Genomic DNA, 18,428 nt, shown 5'->3' on the forward strand with positions numbered 1-18,428 from the left:
GCGCCACCCCGCCCGGTCCAGCCCGGCGGCGGGAGCTCGTCGAGTGCCTCGACGAGCGTGGTCGTGTCGGCGCTGTCGGCGGCGAGGTCGGACTCCCGACGTGGGAGCGAGGGGTGCTCGACCCGGGAGTCGCTTCCGTGGGTGTCAGCGAGCAGCCGCGAGACGTCGCCGTGTCCTGCGTCATCGGCACTGGCGGCGATGGGTAGGGCATCCTGCGTCACGTCTGCATGACCGACGCGCCAGGGTCGGGAGTGCTGCTCCTTGGCCCAGGCCCAGAACGCGTCGAGGTCGGCGGCGCCGAGACGGAGGACCGGGCCCGTGAGCAGCCGCATCAGCTGGTCCCCGCGCGTCGGGTCCTGCACGACCCACAGCAGTGCGACGAGATCGCTGACCTCCGGGGTGCTGAGCAGACCGCCCAGACCGACGACCTCGACGGGGAGCCCAGCGGCGCGGAGTGCCTCCATGATGATGGGGAAGGACGATCGGCGACGACACAGCACGGCGGCGCTTCGCCCCGTCCGTCGACCGCTCGGGGACCGCCACCGCGCGGCGACCCAGGCGGCCACCTGCTCGGCCTCGTCGTCGGCGGTCTCGTGACGCGCGATGGTGATGGTGCCGGGTCCTGCGCCCGGGCGGGCTCGCAACGGTCGCACGTGAGCCGTCGCCAGGGGCGTCGCCGTGACGTTGGCCGCCGCGAGGATCAGCTCGTCGTTGCGCCAGCTCGTCGACAGGGGGAGCACGTCCGCCGGCCCCTCTCGACCCGCGAACTCCTCGGGGAAGCGGAGCAGGGTGGTCGCGCTCGCGCCGCGCCAGCCGTAGATGGACTGGTTCGGGTCCCCGACCGCGGTGAGAGCGACGGAGGGGTCATGGAAGAGGGAGCGCAAGAGCGCCAGCTGCGCCTCGGACGTGTCCTGGAACTCGTCGAGCAGGACCGCCCGGAACCGCTCACGCTCCGTCACTCCGACGGCCGGCACCGATTCGGCGACTCGGGCGGCGAGGGCAACCTGGTCCGCGAAGTCCAGCGACTCCCGCTCCTGCTTCACGCGCTGGAAGGCCTCGACGATGGGCAGGACGGCACGCCGCTCCCGAAGCACGGCCAGGGCCTCCTTGGCCGGCGCAAGGCTCCCGCGGCCGTCGCCGTCGGGCAGGGCCTCGAGCGTCGCGATGACCTCGTCGAGGTGGCCCATCACCTCGGCCGGCGTGCGGATGTGCTCGGCCATCTCGCCTGCGAGGGACATCACGGCCTCGATGACCGTCGCCTCGGACTTGGCCACCTCGTCCATCGGCCCGTCCCAGCGTGACACCGCCTCGGCTGCCAGCTGCCAGGCGCCCGCCTCGGTGAGCACCCGGAACTCCGGCTCGATCCCGAGGCGCAGGGCGTGCTCGCGGACGAGACGACCTGCATAGGAGTGGTAGGTCGAGACGGTCGGGGTGCCACCGAGCACCTCGGCGCCGGTGCCGTCGTCGGCCGGGGGTGTCCAGATCCCGGCGCGGACGAGCCCGCGCAGCCGCTTGGCGATGCGCTGGGACAGCTCTGCGGCCGCCTTCCGCGTGAAGGTGAGGCCGAGGACCTGGTCCGGGGCCACCAGGCCGTTGGCGACGAGCCAGACCACCCGAGCTGCCATCGTCTCCGTCTTGCCTGAGCCGGCACCGGCCACGACGAGCAGGGGGCGAGGCCCGGCCTCGATGACTGCCGCCTGCTCGGCAGTCGGTGGGGGCAGCTCGAGCGCCCGCGCGATGTCGGCGGCGGACAGTCGCATCCCTTCACTCGTCGCCGTGAGGCGAGCTGTCGTCGTGGTCACAGGGCATCTCCCTCCGGCTGCACGGGGCAGGACGACTTCACCGGGCAGGTGCGGCAGTTGCCTTGGGACGCAACGAAGGTTGCACCCGCCATCCCGTCCGCGGTCTCCTCGACGAGCGCGCGCGCCCACGTCGGCTCGGCAGATTCGGACAGAGCCGGCTGGGCGAGCACGGCGGGCCGCCGACCTGCCAGACCGCCCTTCCCGATGAACACCAGGGCCGCGCCAGCACTCTGCGAGCCCAGCGCCGGGAAGCCGTCCGCCTCGACGGCGACCTGGTAGGCGCCGAGCTGCCCGTGCCGCTCCAGCTCGACCTTTGTCGGCTTGCTCGTGCCGGTCTTCAGGTCGACGATGCGGAGCCTTCCGTCTCGGTCACGCTCGATGCGGTCGACCCGGCCCGCGACGACGGCTCGGCCGACGCGAACGCGGAACTCGGTCTCGATGCCGACCGCCTCCCAGTCCTTCGCGACCGACTCGCGGTATGACACGTAGCGGGCCACCATGTCGAGCGCTTCCCGATGGGTGCGGTCGGTGACCCAGCCGGATGGCAGCCCGAGCCGGCCCCAGCGGGCATCCACTTCGGCGGCGAGGACCTCGAGCGGAGCGTCAGGCAGCTCGGCGATGATGTCGTGGACGAAGGTCCCGACGGAGGCCGCCCCGAGCGAGACGCCTTCGCCACCGACCGAGGTGAGGAACCAGCGCAGCCCGCACTCGGAGAAGTACGTCACCTTCGACGGGGAGACGTGGACCGGCTCTCCCTCGCGCCGCACCGGACGGTCCGTCGACACGTCTCGGAGCGCCCACCAGCCGCGCGGGTCGGCCCCCCGGACCCCGGCGCGCGCTGCCGCCGCGAGCAGCGCCAGCGCCGGCTCTGCCACTCCGGGATCGGGGCTGACGACCTCGCGTCGCAGCTCTCCCACGAGCCCGGCGAGCGACATCGTGCGAGAGACGTCCGTGTGGGGACGAACCTCGTCGGCCATCCGCACACCCTCGGGCGGGTCGACGAGGTCGAGGTAGACCGAGGGCTGCTCGTCCTCGTTGCCCACCGCAGTGACGAGCAGGCGCTCCGTGGACCGGGTCACGGCGACGTGGAAGAGCCGGGTCTCGTCGTAGCGGACCGCCGCCTGCGCCGCCCGGAAGCCGGAGGGTCGCTGCGTCACCACGTCGACGAGATCCTCGGAGCCGAGGACGGAACCCCGCAGGCGCAGGTCCGGCCACACCCCTTCCTGCACACCTGCGACGACGACGATCCGCCACTCGCGCCCCGCGGCGGTCTGGGGCGTCACGAGCGAGACCTGCGCGCCCGCCTGACCGCCCACGAGCAGCGTGTCCCCGGGAACGTCCTGGCCGAGGATGTGCTCGACGAACGTGTCGGGCCCAGCGGTCGGCAGCCGGTCGACGAAGGACCCGGCCGCGTCGAACAACGCGAGGACCGCGTCGAGGTCCCGGTCCGCCCGCTGCCCGGCGGAGCCACCGGCGAGCGCCTGCCTGCGCCAGGGCTCGGCCACCCCTGCCCCCTGCCAGATCGCCCACAGCACCGACTCGGCCGTCACCCCGGAGGCCCAGCGACCGTCTGCCCCGGCCTGGGCGGCCGCCACTCCTGCGGCGAGGGCAGAGGCGATGCGGGACGCGGGCCGGCCCGTGCCACCGAGCCGCGTGGCCCACGACGGCTCACGCACCAGCGCGGACAGCAGCTCGTCGCTCGACCTGCTGCCGCCCTCCGCCAGCTCCTCCTGCCGGAGCAGCCGTCGGAGGCGCCTCAGGCCGACCGTGTCGGAGCCGCCCAGCGGGGAGAGGATGAGATCCGCCGCACGCACCGGGTCAAGGACGTGGCCCGGGTCGCGCGCGATCGCCACGGACTCCTCGAGGAGGGCGAGCAGGGGGCGCACCGCGGTCTCGTCGCGCACCGGCGCCTCTGCCGTGGCCGCCGTCACCGGCACCCCGGCCTGGGCCAGGGCGCGACGCAGGGTCATGGCCCGCGCGCTCCCCCGGACGACCACTGCCATGTCCGTCCACGGAATGCCCTCGACGAGGTGTGCCCGCCGGAGGACGGAGGCGATGTGGCTCGTCTCCTGAGCCACCGAGCGGAGCAGTGCGACGTCGACCTGACCCGCCGAGGGAGTCGGCACGCACCTGCGCTGGTCACCGCCACCGAGCGCCCCGATCCGCCGCGACACGCGGTCTGCCACCGCCGCTACGGCGGCGGGCAGCCGATGTCCTCGTCGCAGCACCAGGGTCTCGTGGTCCGGCGCTTCGCCGGTGGCAGCCCCGAGGGCCTCCCAGTTGCTCGCGAGGAACCGGGGGTCGGCACCCCGGAAGGTCTGCACGGCGGAGTCGGGGTCGCCGAGGAGCACCACCCGGGGCCCACCCGGCGTGATGACCCGAAGCAGACGGGCGGCTGCCGAGGTCATCTCGTGTGCATCGTCGACGACGACCAGCCGGAGCCGCTCGTGGAGCCGGGCGAGCGCCGACTGGTCGTCCTCGAGCAGGTCGGCTGCGGCGGTGAGCACCCAGGCGGGGTCATAGGCGCCGTGCCGACCCAGCGCCGTCACCTCGTCGTACTCGCGGAGGACGACGGCGGCGGCGACCCACTCGGGCCGGTCGTGCTCCACGCCGAGGCGGTGCAGCTCATCCGGCCCCTGCCCGTGCTCGACTGCCCGCATGAGCAGATCGCGCAGCTCGTTGCGGAACCCCCGGGTGCCCAACGCACCCCGCACTGACTCCGGCCACTCCGGACCCGGAGCGTCGCCCGCCGCGTGCCCGGCGAGGAGGTCCCTGAGGATGGCGTCCTGCTCGGGGCCGTTGAGCAGCCGCGGCACCGCTCCGCCGCGAAGCGCCGCCTCCGCTCGCAGGATGCCGAAGCCGAGGGCCTGCCACGTCCGGGCGAGCGGCTGGGTCGACGTGCCACCGAGGCGTGCCGTCACGCGCTGGCGAAGCGCGCCGGCCGCAGACCGTGTGGCGGCAACGACGAGGCACTCATCTGCCCGTGCACCGTCGGAGACGGCGTCGACGACGAGCTCGACCGCCAGGGTCGACTTGCCGGTGCCGGGACCGCCCAGGACGCGGAGCACCGCCGCCGTCGAGTCGAGAGCCTGCTGCTGGGAGTCATCGAGGCGCACCTCCCGCGCCAGCTCGGCGGGGGCTCGGCGGAGGATGACCACCGAAGGATTCCATCACGTGACGCCGACAGTCACCCGCACCTCGGCGGGCGTGGCGCGGGTCCGTCCCCACGACGGTCCCCAGGGCGCATCAGCTGCGACCGCCGGACGCACCACGGCAGGTCTGGATGATGCTGCGAACTGGCGGGAGCGTCGTGATGAAGGGCAGCTCAGCGGCGCACCGGGCGACGACAGCGGTATGCCGCTCAGCCAGCCGGGCGCCCGACGGACCGGGGCACGGGGCGGGCTCAGCGGCATACGGCATCCCTCGGCCTGGCCTGCTGTCACTCGGCGACGAGCTCGACCTCGAAGCCCTCCCCGCTCTCCAGGTAGGCGGCGTAGTGCTGCGGGCCCCCCGCGAAAGGATGACGGTCGGTGAACATCAGGGTCCACCCTCCGTCGGAGCGTGCGGCGACGATGTCATCGACGTCCTGTCGCGAGCCCGCACGGAAGGCGAGGTGGTTGAGGCCGGGCCGCGTCCGCTCGTGCCGGCCCGGGGAGACGTCCGGACCGGACTCGATGACGATGTAGAGGGGGCCGAGCTCCCACGCCTGGCCGTGGCCCCAGTCGTCGCCGAGCCGGTAGCCGAGACGGCCGAGCAGCCACCCCCATTCCCGCTTCGCCGCGCCGATGTCGGCGACCCAGAGCTCGACGTGATGGAGGCCTCCTCGACCCCCGGGTGCACTTCGGGTCTCCGGGATCGGCCAGCGCGCGGCCGCCATGTCGACCCGCCCTCCCTCGAGCAGGCCCCGCACCATGGGTGTGCCCTCGGCCCGCCAGTGCTCGATGGCGACGGCGTCGTGACCCTGCGGGGGACGGCCGTCGGCCCGGATCACCCGCCACCAGGGGACGTCGGCACCGTAGCGGCTCATGACCGTCCCGACGTTGCGGGCCCCGCCCTCACCCAGTGCCCGTGCGATGTCGCCGTAGGCGACGACACGCCCGGGCGGGATCCGCGCGACCACCTCGAGGACGCGCTGGGCGTAGTCCTCCATCAGTACTCCGGCTGGCTCGCGTCGATGTCGTGCAGGTAGGCGATGACACCGCCCGCCACGTTGGCGACGTCCGTGTAGCCGGCGCGCAGCGCCAGCCGCGTCGCCTCCGCCGACCGGGCCCCGACCTTGCAGTGGATGAGGACCCGGCGGTCGCGAGGCAGCTCGTCCCACGCCTGGCCGCTGCGGAAGCGGTCGAGGTGGATCGGGACGGCGCCCGGGATCGAGGCGATGGCCCGCTCCTCCTCGCCGCGCACGTCGACGAGCAGCGGCGGCTGTGGACCGGCGAGCTCGCTCACCATCTCGCGGACCGACACCTCGGGCACGTCGACCTCACCGACGGCGGGCGCGCCGGGGACGCCGCAGAACTCGACGTAGTCGATGAGCTCGGTGATCGACGGGTCCTCTCCGCAGACGGGGCACGCGGGGTCGGCCCGCACGGTCAGGGTGTCCCAGGACTGGCGCAGGGCGTCATGGACGAGCAGGCGCCCGGTCAGCGGCTCACCGAGCCCGAGCAGAAGCTTGACCGTCTCGGTGGACTGCACCGATCCGATTGCAGCACAGAGGATCCCGAAGACACCCCCTTCTGCGCAGCTGGGCACCGAGCCCGGCGGCGGCGGCTCCGGGAAGACGCACCGGTAGCACGGGCCGTGCCCCTTCCACCACACGGACGCCTGACCGTCGAAGCGAAGGATGGAGCCCCAGACGTGGGGCTTGCCGAGGAGGACGCACGCGTCGTTGATGAGGTAGCGCGTCGGGAAGTTGTCGGTGCCGTCGACGACGACGTCGTAGTCGCGGATGACGTCGAGGGCGTTCGTGGAGTCGAGGGTCAGGTCGTGGCGGATGACCCGCACGTGCGGGTTGACGCGGCCGACCGCGGCCGCGGCCGACTCCGTCTTGGGCCGACCGAGGTCGGCGTCGGAGTGGATCACCTGGCGATGGAGGTTGGTCAGCTCGACCACGTCGGCGTCGACGATCCCGATGGTGCCCACGCCGGCTGCCGCGAGGTAGAGGAGTGCGGGCGAGCCGAGGCCGCCCGCCCCGACGACGAGGACCCTGGCGGCGGCGAGGCGCTCCTGGCCCTCGTGGCCGACTCCGGGGATGAGCACGTGCCTCGCGTAGCGCGTGACCTCCGCCGCGGAGAGCGGTTGCCCGGTCTTGACGAGTGGCTCGAACGGCATGCCACAACCGTACTGGTCGGTATTGTGAGAGCGACACCGTCGCCACCGTCGCCGACCCGGCAGGCAGGGGCCCGGTGCCCGACACGAACCAGAGGACCCCATGCCCGACGACACGCCGACCATGCAGCCCGGACAGCCCGGACAGCGCGGGCAGCGCCTGCCCCGCTCGGAGCGACGCGCCCAGCTGCTCGAGGCCGCGCTCGGCGTCTTCGTCGAGAACGGGTACCACCAGGCCGCCATGGACGACATCGCGGCTCGCGCAGGGGTGTCCAAGCCCGTGCTCTACCAGCACTTCCCCGGCAAGCTCGAGCTCTATCTCGCGCTCGTCGACCAGCACTCGACGGAGCTGGAGAAGCTCGTCCGGGACGCGCTCGCCCTGGAGGACAACAAGGCGCGCATCAACACCATGGTCAAGGCCTACTTCGACTTCGTCGCCCAGGAGGGCGCGGCCTTCCGTCTCGTCTTCGAGTCGGACCTCGCCAACGACCCCGAGGTGCGCAAGCGCCTCGACCAGGTCGACCTCACGTGTGCCGAGGCCATGGCGGACATCATCAGGGCCGAGACGTCGATGGACCACGACGAGGCCGTCCTCGTCGGCGTCGGGCTCGTCGGCCTCGCCCAGACGTCGGCGCGGCACTGGCTCGACCACGTCGACACGATCTCCAAGGAGACGGCGACGCGGATCACGAGCGCCTTGATCCGCCGCGGCTTCGGCGCGTTCCCTGCTGTCGGCAAGGGTCGACCGGGCCGGGAATCGGTGGGGTCGGCCGCTGGTTAAGGTGTCGTGAGGGGACGATCCGATCGGCTCCTGACTGACGACGAGAAAGAGGTTCGACCGTGGAGGTCCGCATCGGCGTGCAGCACGTGGCACGCGAGATCACGTTCGAGACGACCCTGACCGCCGACGAGCTCGTCGAGGCGGTCAAGGCTGCGCGCACGGCCGAGCTGCTCGAGCTGACCGACGACAAGGGCGGCCGCGTCATCGTGCCGAGCGGCTCGATCGGCTATGTGACGCTCGGCGCCGAGCGCAAGACGGGCGTGGGCTTCGGAGTCCACTGAGTTCGTCCGCACTGCGCCGCCCCACCCCGGCATCACCTGGTCGCGAATCGTTTTCCTCCGTAACCGGATCGGCACCCGCGTGGCTCACACCACGAGGCTGGGTACGTGGTTCAGTAGAGACAGACCGGGACAGCCGGTCCGTATCCGCCCGACCCGGGCACGGAGGAGGAACGCATCCAATGTTGTGGACAATCCTTATCGCACTTCTCGCCGGCGCGATCATCGGCCCGCTGGCCCGCCTGGTTCTGCCGGGGCGTCAGAACATCAGCTTGCTGATGACGGTGATCCTCGGCGCCCTCGGTGGCGTCATCGGTTCGTGGATCTACTACACCGTGACGGGAGTGGATGACACCGGCGGGATCGACTGGATCTCCTTCCTGATCGGCATCGTCGTCGCTGCGGCGCTGATCCTCATCTACGGTGCGATCCGCGGCCGTCGCGTCTGACCGAGATCGCTTGACACGGCGAAGGGCCCGGCTGCTCGGCGGCCGGGCCCTTCGCTGCTCCGGGGGCCCATGACGTATGCCGGTGGGCTCACTCCCGGGTGCCGGTCGGCCCGCTGCCCGCGGGAACGTGACCGCCCGACACCACGCCGCGCCGACAGGCTCAGGCGGAAAGACCGAGTCGCTCCATTCGCCTCGTGTGCTCGTCGGTGAGACGGACGAACATCCGACCCAGCTCGGCGAGGTCCGCGCCACCACTTCCGGGCGCCCCGACGAGGAGCCCTGCCAGTGCGTCGCGCTCGACACCGACCCGCTGGGCCTGGGTGATGGCCTCGCCGACCAGCCGCCGACCCCAGAGGGCGAGCCGTCCAGCGATCCTGCGGTCGTCGTCGATGGCCTGACGGACCGCCGAGACGGCGAAGTCCGAGTGGCCCTGGTCCTCCAGAACGGTGAGGACGAGAGCCTTCGTGTCCGCGTCGACGTAGTTGGCGACCTCCCGGTAGAAGTCCTGCGCGATGCCTTCCCCGACGTACGCCTTGACAAGGCCCTCGAGCCAGTCGCTCGGTGTCGTGCGCTCGTGGAATGCGTCGACCGCCTCGACGAAGGGCTGCATGGCCGCCTCGGGCTCGACGCCGAGAGACGTCAGCCGATCGGTGAGCAGCGTGAAGTTGCGCAGCTCGTGAGCCGCGAGGACGGCGAGGGCCGACTTGTGGGCGAGGGTCGGCGCGAGCTCGGAGTCCTTGGCCAGCTGTGCGAAGGCGCGCAGCTCCCCGTACGCGAGGGCCCCGAGGAGGTCGGCGACGGCGCCACGGTAGGTCGGATCGGACAGGTCGCGGTCTGGTCCCGGCTGCGGTTCCCGGTCCTCGGCGTCGCTCATGGCCGCCAATCTAATGACTCGCCCTCCTCGGCGGTCGCGCGACGTCCCGCGGACCGCCGAGGGCTGGCCGTGGCGAGCGTGGACCGTGGCGCCCCGCCCTGCCGGTAGACTGGGCGGGACAGCACGGTGCCCGGTCGGCACGATGACCACCTCACTGACTCCCCGATCGGCCCGGAGCATGACTCCTCGCACTGAGCTCCCGCACTCGCGGCTGGTGCTCGTGCCGATCGAAAGACAGTGATGACCCAGTCCACCGAAACCTCGCACGCACCTGCCCCGGAGATCACCTTCGAGGACTTCGAGATCCACCCCGACATCATCGCGGCCCTCGCCGACGGCGGGATCACCACGCCGTTCCCGATCCAGGCGATGACCCTCCCCGTGGCGTTGTCGGGCCACGACATCATCGGCCAGGCGAAGACCGGCACCGGCAAGACCCTCGGCTTCGGCGTGCCGATGCTCAACAGCATCGTCGCTCCGGGCGACGAGGGCTTCGACGCGCTCACCCGCCCGGGTAAGCCCCAGGCGCTGGCGGTCGCCCCGACCCGCGAGCTCGCCGTCCAGGTGGCCGGTGACCTCGAGCGCGCCGGCAAGCGGCGCGGCATCCGCGTGCTCACCGTCTACGGCGGGCGCGCCTACGAGCCCCAGATCGAGGCGCTCAAGCGCGGCGTCGAGGTCGTCGTCGGCACCCCGGGGCGGCTCATCGACCTGTCCAAGCAGGGTCACCTGGACCTGTCGCAGGCGAAGGTCGTGGTCCTCGACGAGGCCGACGAGATGCTCGACCTCGGGTTCCTGCCCGACGTGGAGACGCTGATGGCCCTGACCCCGGCGTCGCGCCAGACCATGCTCTTCTCGGCGACGATGCCGGGCGCGATCGTCACGCTCGCCCGCCGCTACATGTCCCAGCCGACCCACATCCGCGCCATGGGCGACGGCACCGAGAACGCGCACACGGTCAAGGCCGTCGAGCAGTTCGTCTACCGGGCCCACGCCATGGACAAGGTCGAGATGCTCTCTCGCATGCTCCAGGCGAAGGACCGGGGCCTGACCATCATCTTCAGCCGCACCAAGCGCACCGCGGCGAAGGTCGCCGACGAGCTGGTCGACCGGGGCTTCGCGGCTGCCGCGATCCACGGTGACCTCGGGCAGGGCGCGCGCGAGCAGGCGCTCCGGGCCTTCCGCAAGGGCAAGGTCGACATCCTTGTCGCGACCGATGTCGCCGCCCGCGGTATCGACGTCGACAACGTCAGCCACGTCATCAACTTCCAGTGTCCGGAGGACGAGAAGACCTACCTGCACCGGATCGGGCGCACCGCCCGCGCGGGCAACACCGGCATCGCGGTGACGTTCGTCGACTGGGATGACCTGCATCGCTGGGCCCTGATCAACAAGGCCCTCGACCTCGGTATCCCTGAGCCGCAGGAGACCTACTCCTCGTCCGAGCACCTCTACACCGACCTGGACATCCCCACCGACGTGCGCGGCTACCTGCGCAAGTCGGAGCAGACGCGCGCCGGGCTCGAGGCCGAGGAGATCGAAGACCTCGGTGAGACCGGCAAGCGTCACGGCAAGGGCCGGACCGGTGACCGTCCTGACCGGGGCGACCGGGCTGACCGGGGCGACCGCGGTTCACGGGAACGGTCGGCCAGGGGCCGTCGCGATGCCTCCAGCGCGGTCACAGCAGAGGGCGAGAGCCGACCCCGGCGCAGCCGCAACAGGCGGCGGACGCGGGGAGCCGGCGCAGCGGCCGCCGCAACCGGTGCGGCGACCTCCGGCGCCGATGCCACGGCGAGCGCCTCCGCCGAGCCCACCGGCTCCGGCGGGGCTGCCTCGCGAACCCGACGCCGCCGGAGGGGTGGCCCCGCTCGCAACGAGTCAGCACCCGCGACCACGAGCGCCGACTGACCTGACTCCTCTCCCGGCGGCTGAGCCGGGGCAAGCGGGCCTCGGGCAGTCCGGAGCGCACGGCTCGGACGGCGAGAGGGCCCGATGTCGGGGCCCGGCTTCTGGGCGGCGACCGTCGGGCAGACCGCACCGGGCCGCTCCAGCCAGCCCAGCGGCATACGAAGCGCTTCTTCTCTCCGAATTCGGCCTTGATTCTGCCCGATTCCGGGCAGAATCTTGGCGTTGAGGGTGACGTTCCGGCATTGTCGACCCGTGCCTGATCCAGAACTCATCACCCGGATCTCCGAGTCGAGCGGCCTCACCGAGGCGGAGGCGGCGCGTGTCATCGGCGACGTCCTGGCGCACTACGCCGAGCCCCTCGAGGACTACGTCCGGCGCCGCCACGCGCACCTGCAGACCTACGGGGCCCGTAACGCGGAGATCTTCCGGATCCTCCAGCACGAGCTGGTGGGGCGCCCTGTCGCGGCCCCCACCCTGACCGAGCGGCAGCTGCGCCGCATCGTCTACGGCTGACCAGGGAGGTCACGCATGTGTGGAATCGTCGGCTACATCGGCCGTCAACCGGCCGCACCCATCCTCGTCGAGGGCCTCAACCGGCTCGAGTACCGCGGCTATGACTCCGCGGGGCTGAGTGTGCTCGGTCCGAGCGGCGCGACCACGCTGCGTCGGGTGGGCCGGGTCCGCGACCTCGAGGCCGCGCTCCCCCGACGCCTCGCAGGCACGGTCGGCATCGGCCACACCCGCTGGGCCACGCACGGTCCCGCGACCGAGGCGAACGCCCACCCGCACCGCAGCGAGGACGACCGGGTGGCCGTCGTCCACAACGGCATCATCGACAATGCCGCTGCACTGCGCGCCGGTCTCGAGGCCGAGGGCGTCACCTTCTCGTCCGACACGGACACGGAGGTCGTCGCCCACCTCGTCCGCCGCTCCGACGCCGCCACGCTCGACGAGCGCGTGCTCGACGCCGTCGACCGGCTCGTGGGGACCTACGCCCTCGCCGTCGTCGACCAAGCTGATCCGGATCGGATCGTGGTGGCCCGCAACGGCTCTCCCCTGATCATCGGCGTCGGGGACAAGGAGATGTTCGTCGCCTCCGACGTGGCGGCCCTCGTTCGGCACACGTCGTCTGTCATCCACCTCGACGACGGCGAGCTCGCGTCGGTCACCGCCCGGGGCTACCGCACCTTCACCCGTGACGCCGCGGATACCGGCCGGACCCCGACGACCATCGACGTCGAAGCGCAGGACGTCGAGCTCGGCGCCCATGCGAGCTTCATGGCCAAGGAGATCGCGGAGCAGCCCGAGACCGTCGCCCGCATGCTCGGCGGTCGCCTCGACACCCGCTTCGGTACTGCGCGGCTCGACGGGCTCAACATCACGCCGCGGGAGCTGCGCGCGTTCACGCGCGTCAAGATCCTCGGCTGCGGGTCCGCGTTCTACGTCGGCGAGCTCGGCGCCCTGATGATCGAGGAGCTCGCCCGCATCCCGGCCCACGCCGAGGCCGCCTCCGAGTTCCGCTACCGCAACCCCATCATCGAGCCGGACACGCTCTACATCGCAGTGAGCCAGTCCGGTGAGACGGCCGACACGGCCTTCGCAGTCCGGGAGATCCAGCGCAAGGGCGGCCGGGTCATCGGGCTCGTCAACGTCGTCGGCTCGACGATTGCGCGCGAGTGCGACGGCGGCATCTACCTCCATGCCGGTCCCGAGGTCTCCGTGGCCTCGACCAAGGCCTTGACCCACATGGGAGTCGGCTTCGCGCTGCTCGCGCTGCTCCTCGGCCGGGTCCGTGACCTCTCCGTCGCGGACGGGCAACGGATCATTGCGGGCCTGCAGCGCCTGCCCGATGACATCGCTGCGGTCCTCGCCGGAGAGGATCGGATCGCAGAGGTCGCGCGGGGGCTGGCCACGGCACAGAGCCTCTTCTTCATCGGGCGCGTGCGCGGCTTCCCGGTCGCCCGCGAAGGCGCCCAGAAGCTCAAGGAGATCTCCTACCGACACGCGGAGGCCTACCAGACGAGCGAGCTCAAGCACGGCCCCCTCGCGCTCATCGAGGAGTCACTCCCCACCGTTGCCGTCATCCCCCAGGACGAGCTGACGGAGCGCAACGTCGCCGCGGCAGAGCAGATCCGGGCCCGCGGCGGGCGGGTGGTCGCAGTGACCCATCCCGGCGTCGAGCTCGACGGCGTCGCGGACCACCGGATCGACGTGCCCCACAACGAGCCCGAGCTCGACCCGATCCTGCTCATGATCCCCATGCAGCTGCTGGCCCTCCACGCAGCGATGACCCGCGGCCTCGACATCGACAGGCCGCGTAATCTGGCCAAGTCGGTCACCGTCGAGTGAGGCCGGCGCGCCCGATACCGACCGAGGAGGGGACCCCTCGATGAAGCTGCACGAGTCGATCTCGGGGAGGCTGCGCACATTCATCGAGGCGCAGCACGTCTTCTTCGTCGCCACCGCACCGCTCTCCGGGGACGGGCACGTCAACCTCTCCCCCAAGGGCCTGGACACCCTGCGTGTCATCGACGAGCACACCGTCGCCTACCTCGACCTGACGGGCAGCGGAGCGGAGACGGCCGCTCACCTGCGTGAGAACGGCCGCATCACGCTCATGTTCTGCGCGTTCGAGGGTCCGCCCAACATCGTCCGTCTCCACGGCCGGGGCCGCTACGTCACCCCGGGGGACGACGAGTTCGAGGGATGGGCACGACGCTTCCCCACCCACCCGGGCGCGAGGGGTGTCGTCGTGGTCGACGTGGGCCGGGTGTCCGACTCGTGCGGCTACGCCGTGCCCCTCATGGCCTACGAGAGCGACCGAGACGTGCTCGACTCGTGGACGCACAACCGTGGCCCGGACGGGCTCGCTCGCTACCGCGCGGAGAAGAACGCGACGTCGATCGACGGCCTGCCCGCGCTGGCCGCCGACTGACTCGCAGGAAGGCCTGAACCGGCCATCGGCTGGGTCAACGGCACCCGACGCGACGTCGGTGGAGTCTTCAGGTCCGCGCAAGCAAGGCCGCCGCGACCTCGCGGTATGCGGTGGCGCCCTTCGACGAGCGGGCCGTCGAGAGGATGGACCGTCCGACCGCCGGCGCCTCCGCGAAGCGGATCGTCCTCGGGATCGGGGGATCGAGGACGGCGACGCCGTAGCGCTCGCCGACGTCGGCCAGGACCTCGCGCGCGTGCCGGCTCCGCCCGTCGTAGAGCGTCGGCAGGATCCCGATCACCTCGAGGTCGCGGTTGAGGATGCGCTGGACGTCGGCGACGGTGTCGAGCAGCTGGCCGACGCCTCGGTGGCTCAGCATCTCGGCAGGCATGGGCACGATGAGCCCGTCGGCGGCCGTGAGCGCGTTGAGCGTCAGCACGCCGAGGCTGGGTGAGCAGTCGATGAGGATGACGTCGTATGCCGCCCCGCCGGCTTCGTCGTCGAGGGCCCGTTCCAGCGCGGTGCGCAGGACGTACTCGCGGCCCGGTCGCGGCAGGAGCATGGCCTCGGCACCGGCGAGGTCGATCGTCGACGGGACGAGGTCGAGGCCCTCCTCGCAGTGCAGGACCGCGTCGGCGATCGGTGCGTCCTGGGTGAGCACCTCGTGGATGGAGGTCTCCACGCTGTCGGGATCGATGCCGAGGGAGAAGGTGAGGCAGGCCTGCGGGTCGAGGTCGATGAGGAGCACTCGCCGACCCAGTTCGACGAAGGCGGCGCCGAGACTGGCGACCGAGGTCGTCTTGGCGACGCCCCCCTTCTGGTTGGCCAGGGCAATGATCGTGGGGCGACCGTCTCTGGAGGTGGGGCGGGCCATGGCGCCAGTCTCTCAGGTCCGCCGTGGTCAGAACGCCGAGATCGTGCGTGGTGCCCGCTCGGAGCGGGTGAGAGCCGCCACAACCGCGGCCTGCCCGTGCCGGCGCACGGCCAGCCGGGTGAGCAGCCGCAGAACCGGGTCGAGGACCTCTGGGGGCAGAGGTGGGGCCGCGATCCCGACACTCGCGGCGACGTCCTCGCCATGAACCACGATCTCCATCATCCGGGCCGTGAGGAAGTCGTCTCGGCTCAGCGACCAGCCCTGCCAGGGGATGAGCACGGCATGGTCCTCTGGGAGGTCGACCAGGACGCCGGAAAGCTCGGCGAGGGCCTCGCTCGCGGCCGCCAGAACGGCGTCGCGCCCGCTGGCAGCCTGCGAGTCGCCCGTGCCGCGAATGCCTACGTTGACCTCGTCGTCGAGCTCGGCCGTGACCCAGGCCGCTCGTGCGTAGTGCTCCTCGAGAGGAATGGGAGCGGGCCCGGACGCAGCCCTAAGGAGCCGCAGCGCGGTGGGGAGCTGGCTCGCGAAGTGGGCAGCCAGGCCCCCGACGGACCAGTCCGCGAGGGCGCTCGGTCGCTCCCACGCGACTGCGACCTCCTCGCGCTCGAGCACCCGGACCACGTGGTCGCCAGCTGCGAGGAACGGCTCCCTGAGGTCTTCCACGGTCAGTTCCCTCCCGTTGCGTGCAAGGCCGACTGGGCGTAGCTGTCGCTGTCGAGGCCCGCCCAGTCGGACTTCTCCGGACCCATCTGCTGGCCCTCGGGGCAGTGGGCCCGGAAGTCGCACCACGTGCAGAGCGCCGAGGGCCGCGGCGGGAAGGATGACGACTCGACGCCGCGCTCCCCGAAGTCGGCGTCGACGCGACGCAGGTCGGAAGCGATGGACTCCGCCTCGTCGATCTTGCGGTCGAGCGACTCGGTGGTGTGCTCGTGGGCCACGACGGTGCGGGTGGGCACGTGGTGCAGCTCGACGCGGACGCAGGGCCGTCGGAAGGTGCGCGCCACTCCCGCCGCGTAGAGCGCGAGGGGAAGGGACGTGCGAGTGTCGTCCTCCGTCGGCACCTGACGGCCGGTCTTGTAGTCGACGACGACGAGCTCACCGTCGCGGTCGTCGAGCCGATCCACGCGGCCGGTCACCGTGATCGAGCCCGTCCTCAGGGCGACCGACCTCTCGAGCCCCAGGGGCTGGCGGGTGCGGTCCATCCCCCGGAGGTACTCGACGACGGCCTCGCGCACCCGCTGTCGCCAGGCCGCCGACTGCTCCGCATCGCGGAAGCCGAGGTCGATCCACGACGTGCGGACGAGCTCGCCCACGCCGTCCGGAGTGCGCTGCAGCTCAGGGAGGTCCCAGAAGTCCCGCAGCACGTTGTGCGTCGTGATCCCCACCGAGGTGTGCGCCCGCTGCGCGCGCGCCTCCGGCCTGGGTCGGTCGAGGTACTGCATCCGGTAGCGCCGCGGGCAGTCGAGCCAGGCCATCAGCCTCGATGGCGAGGCGGGATAGAGCGGCACCGGCATCCCGGCGAAGGTGCCCTGCTCGGCCCTCCGCGTCGCGTCCTGCTCCGTCGCCTGTCCGGTCCCCTGAGCCACGCCGCCACTCTAGGCGGGTCCGGTGACAAAAGCCCGCACCGAGTCCGCCACCATCTGCACGGCGATGGCCGCGAGAAGCAGACCGGCGATCCGGGTGAGCAGCATCGTGCCGCTCTCCCTGAGGACAGCGCGGATCTGGCTCGCGAAGCGGAGGAAGACATAGACCACGAGGAGCGCGGCGACGAGGGCCGCAGCCACCGCGACATAGGCACCGCCGTCCCGTGCGTCCTGGACAGCGAGCATCGTCGCGACGATGGCGCCCGGGCCCGCGAGGAGCGGCGTGCCGAGCGGCACCAGCGCGACGTTGACGCCGGCGTTGCTCAGGGAGTCGGACTCCTTCCCCGTGAGCAGCTCCAGGGAGATGAGCAGGAGCAGCAGCCCACCCGCTCCCTGGAGGGCCGCGATGGAGATGTGGAGGTAGTTGAGGATGCTCTGCCCGAAGAGCGCGAAGAGCGCGATGACGAGGACCGCGACGAGCGTGGCTCGCAGGGCCGCAGCGCTGCGTTGGGCCCGGGTCAGGGATCCGGTGAGGGCGAGGAAGATCGGGATCGCACCCGGCGGGTCGAGGATGACGATGAGGGTGATGAAGGTGCTGAGGAAGATCGTGGCGTCGAACCAGCTCACGGTCGCACCACCGGTGTCACGCCGCTCGCCCGGGCCTCGATCGCCTCGAGGACCTCGGGCGCCGTCGTGTACTCCGCCAGGCGGTTGCGCTTGCCCGCGCCGTGGTAGTCGCTGGCGCCCGTCACGAGCAGGCCGAGCCGGTCTGCGATCCGGAGGGCGCGCTCGACCTCCCAGGGCCCGTGGTCGCGGTGGAAGACCTCGAGACCGACGAGCCCAGCGGCATACATCTGCTCGATCAGCGTCTCCGTCACCGTGGAGCCCCTCGTCCGCGTGAACGGGTGGGCGAGCACCGGCACTCCCCCGGCGCCCCGGACGAGCTCGCACGCGCGCACCGGGTCGGGCGAGTAGTGGGCGACGTAGTAGGGGGACTCGTCGGTGAGCCATTCGCGGAAGGCGTCGTCGCGGTGCCCGATCGTCCCGTTGGCGATGAGGGCGTCGGCGATGTGGGGGCGCCCTGGCGTGGCGCCGGGTGCGACCTGGCGCAGGACCTCGTCGTAGGTGATCGGGATGCCGTCGGCGGCCATCAGCTCCACCATCCGCTCGAGTCTCGTCGCGCGCGAGTGCCGAGCCTTCGCCAGCTCGCCCATGAGGCCCGCGTCGTCGGGATCGGTCAGGTAGCCGAGGACGTGGATGGAGGCGCCGCCGAACGTCGTCGAGATCTCGATGCCCCGGATGAGTCCGATGCCGAGCCGCCGGGCAGCCGCCACGGCCTCGCCCCATCCCGCGACGGTGTCGTGGTCAGTGATGCCCAGGATGTCGATGCCTGCGTCGCGGGCTGCTGCGACGAGCTCGGACGGCGAATCCGTGCCGTCACTCGCGGTCGAGTGCGTGTGCGGGTCGATGACGAGGCGGGCCGGGCTCACGGCCCCAGCGTAGAGGCCCCGCCCGAGGCGGTCTGCCCCGCCGCTCCCCTGCCCAAACCGCAACACACCGAGCACCTTGCGACACACCGGCGTCCGATCCCGGTGTGTCGCAATCTCAACGGTGTGTTGCTGGGG

At 71.8% G+C, this 18,428-nt stretch carries 17 protein-coding genes; 7 read left to right on the plus strand and 10 right to left on the minus strand.

Annotated features, from left to right (window positions below; all coding sequences use genetic code 11):
• From LOY02_RS06505 to moeB, 4 genes are all read right to left on the minus strand, one after another.
• Positions 1 to 1,760: ATP-dependent helicase (locus tag LOY02_RS06505; protein ID WP_410505923.1), on the minus strand; the 1,760-nt coding region annotated here is incomplete at its 3' end.
• 38 nt (positions 1,761 to 1,798) lie between these two features.
• The gene (locus tag LOY02_RS06510; protein ID WP_317181525.1) at positions 1,799 to 4,960 is read right to left on the minus strand and encodes an ATP-dependent DNA helicase; all 3,162 of its coding nucleotides are present in this window, start codon (positions 4,958 to 4,960) and stop codon (positions 1,799 to 1,801) included.
• Between the two features lie 281 nt (positions 4,961 to 5,241).
• Positions 5,242 to 5,952, minus strand: a complete 711-nt coding sequence (locus LOY02_RS06515) for an MGMT family protein (protein WP_317181526.1) — start codon at positions 5,950 to 5,952, stop codon at positions 5,242 to 5,244.
• Positions 5,952 to 7,130: a molybdopterin-synthase adenylyltransferase MoeB gene (gene moeB, locus LOY02_RS06520; RefSeq protein WP_317181527.1), complete on the minus strand. Its 1,179-nt coding sequence runs from the start codon at positions 7,128 to 7,130 to the stop codon at positions 5,952 to 5,954. The genes LOY02_RS06515 and moeB overlap by 1 nt, the downstream gene beginning before the upstream one ends.
• A gap of 100 nt (positions 7,131 to 7,230) precedes the next feature.
• On the opposite strand from moeB, the gene LOY02_RS06525 reads away from it, so the two are divergent.
• The 3 genes from LOY02_RS06525 (at position 7,231) to LOY02_RS06535 (ending at position 8,635) form a co-directional block, all read left to right on the plus strand.
• Positions 7,231 to 7,908, plus strand: coding sequence for a TetR/AcrR family transcriptional regulator (locus LOY02_RS06525; protein WP_317181528.1), 678 nt, complete (start codon positions 7,231 to 7,233; stop codon positions 7,906 to 7,908).
• 59 nt (positions 7,909 to 7,967) lie between these two features.
• Positions 7,968 to 8,189 (plus strand): DUF3107 domain-containing protein, encoded by a 222-nt coding sequence (locus tag LOY02_RS06530; RefSeq protein WP_317181529.1) that lies wholly within the window; start codon positions 7,968 to 7,970, stop codon positions 8,187 to 8,189.
• 179 nt (positions 8,190 to 8,368) lie between these two features.
• Positions 8,369 to 8,635, plus strand: a complete 267-nt coding sequence (locus LOY02_RS06535) for a GlsB/YeaQ/YmgE family stress response membrane protein (RefSeq protein WP_317181530.1) — start codon at positions 8,369 to 8,371, stop codon at positions 8,633 to 8,635.
• A 160-nt stretch (positions 8,636 to 8,795) separates the two neighbouring features.
• Here LOY02_RS06535 and LOY02_RS06540 read toward each other — a convergent pair whose 3' ends face one another.
• Positions 8,796 to 9,509 (minus strand): ferritin-like fold-containing protein, encoded by a 714-nt coding sequence (locus LOY02_RS06540; RefSeq protein ID WP_317181531.1) that lies wholly within the window; start codon positions 9,507 to 9,509, stop codon positions 8,796 to 8,798.
• A 240-nt stretch (positions 9,510 to 9,749) separates the two neighbouring features.
• Between LOY02_RS06540 and LOY02_RS06545 the strand changes: the two genes are divergently transcribed.
• From LOY02_RS06545 to LOY02_RS06560, 4 genes are all read left to right on the plus strand, one after another.
• Positions 9,750 to 11,414 carry a DEAD/DEAH box helicase gene (locus LOY02_RS06545; protein WP_317181532.1) on the plus strand — a complete coding sequence of 555 codons (1,665 nt, stop codon included), beginning with the start codon at positions 9,750 to 9,752 and terminating at the stop codon, positions 11,412 to 11,414.
• A gap of 252 nt (positions 11,415 to 11,666) precedes the next feature.
• Positions 11,667 to 11,927, plus strand: a complete 261-nt coding sequence (locus tag LOY02_RS06550; protein ID WP_317181533.1) for a hypothetical protein — start codon at positions 11,667 to 11,669, stop codon at positions 11,925 to 11,927.
• A gap of 15 nt (positions 11,928 to 11,942) precedes the next feature.
• A complete protein-coding gene (gene glmS / locus LOY02_RS06555) occupies positions 11,943 to 13,763 on the plus strand; it encodes a glutamine--fructose-6-phosphate transaminase (isomerizing) (protein ID WP_317181534.1) in 1,821 nt (606 codons plus the stop codon).
• 40 nt (positions 13,764 to 13,803) lie between these two features.
• Positions 13,804 to 14,349 carry a pyridoxamine 5'-phosphate oxidase family protein gene (locus LOY02_RS06560; protein WP_317181535.1) on the plus strand — a complete coding sequence of 182 codons (546 nt, stop codon included), beginning with the start codon at positions 13,804 to 13,806 and terminating at the stop codon, positions 14,347 to 14,349.
• A gap of 67 nt (positions 14,350 to 14,416) precedes the next feature.
• Here LOY02_RS06560 and LOY02_RS06565 read toward each other — a convergent pair whose 3' ends face one another.
• The 5 genes from LOY02_RS06565 to LOY02_RS06585 are packed head-to-tail and all read right to left on the minus strand — an operon-like array spanning position 14,417 to position 18,293.
• Positions 14,417 to 15,220, minus strand: coding sequence for a ParA family protein (locus tag LOY02_RS06565; RefSeq protein WP_317181536.1), 804 nt, complete (start codon positions 15,218 to 15,220; stop codon positions 14,417 to 14,419).
• Positions 15,221 to 15,247: 27 nt separating this feature from the next.
• Complete coding sequence (locus LOY02_RS06570) at positions 15,248 to 15,883, minus strand: maleylpyruvate isomerase N-terminal domain-containing protein (protein ID WP_317181537.1); 636 nt, start codon at positions 15,881 to 15,883, stop codon at positions 15,248 to 15,250.
• Between the two features lie 2 nt (positions 15,884 to 15,885).
• A complete protein-coding gene (locus LOY02_RS06575) occupies positions 15,886 to 16,806 on the minus strand; it encodes a PD-(D/E)XK nuclease family protein (protein ID WP_317181538.1) in 921 nt (306 codons plus the stop codon).
• Positions 16,807 to 16,815: 9 nt separating this feature from the next.
• Complete coding sequence (locus LOY02_RS06580) at positions 16,816 to 17,430, minus strand: MarC family protein (protein ID WP_317181539.1); 615 nt, start codon at positions 17,428 to 17,430, stop codon at positions 16,816 to 16,818.
• Complete coding sequence (locus tag LOY02_RS06585) at positions 17,427 to 18,293, minus strand: PHP domain-containing protein (RefSeq protein WP_317181540.1); 867 nt, start codon at positions 18,291 to 18,293, stop codon at positions 17,427 to 17,429. The genes LOY02_RS06580 and LOY02_RS06585 overlap by 4 nt, the downstream gene beginning before the upstream one ends.
• Positions 18,294 to 18,428: the final 135 nt, after the last annotated feature.

Source organism: Intrasporangium sp. (assembly GCF_032907665.1).
Lineage (GTDB): Bacteria > Actinomycetota > Actinomycetes > Actinomycetales > Dermatophilaceae > Intrasporangium.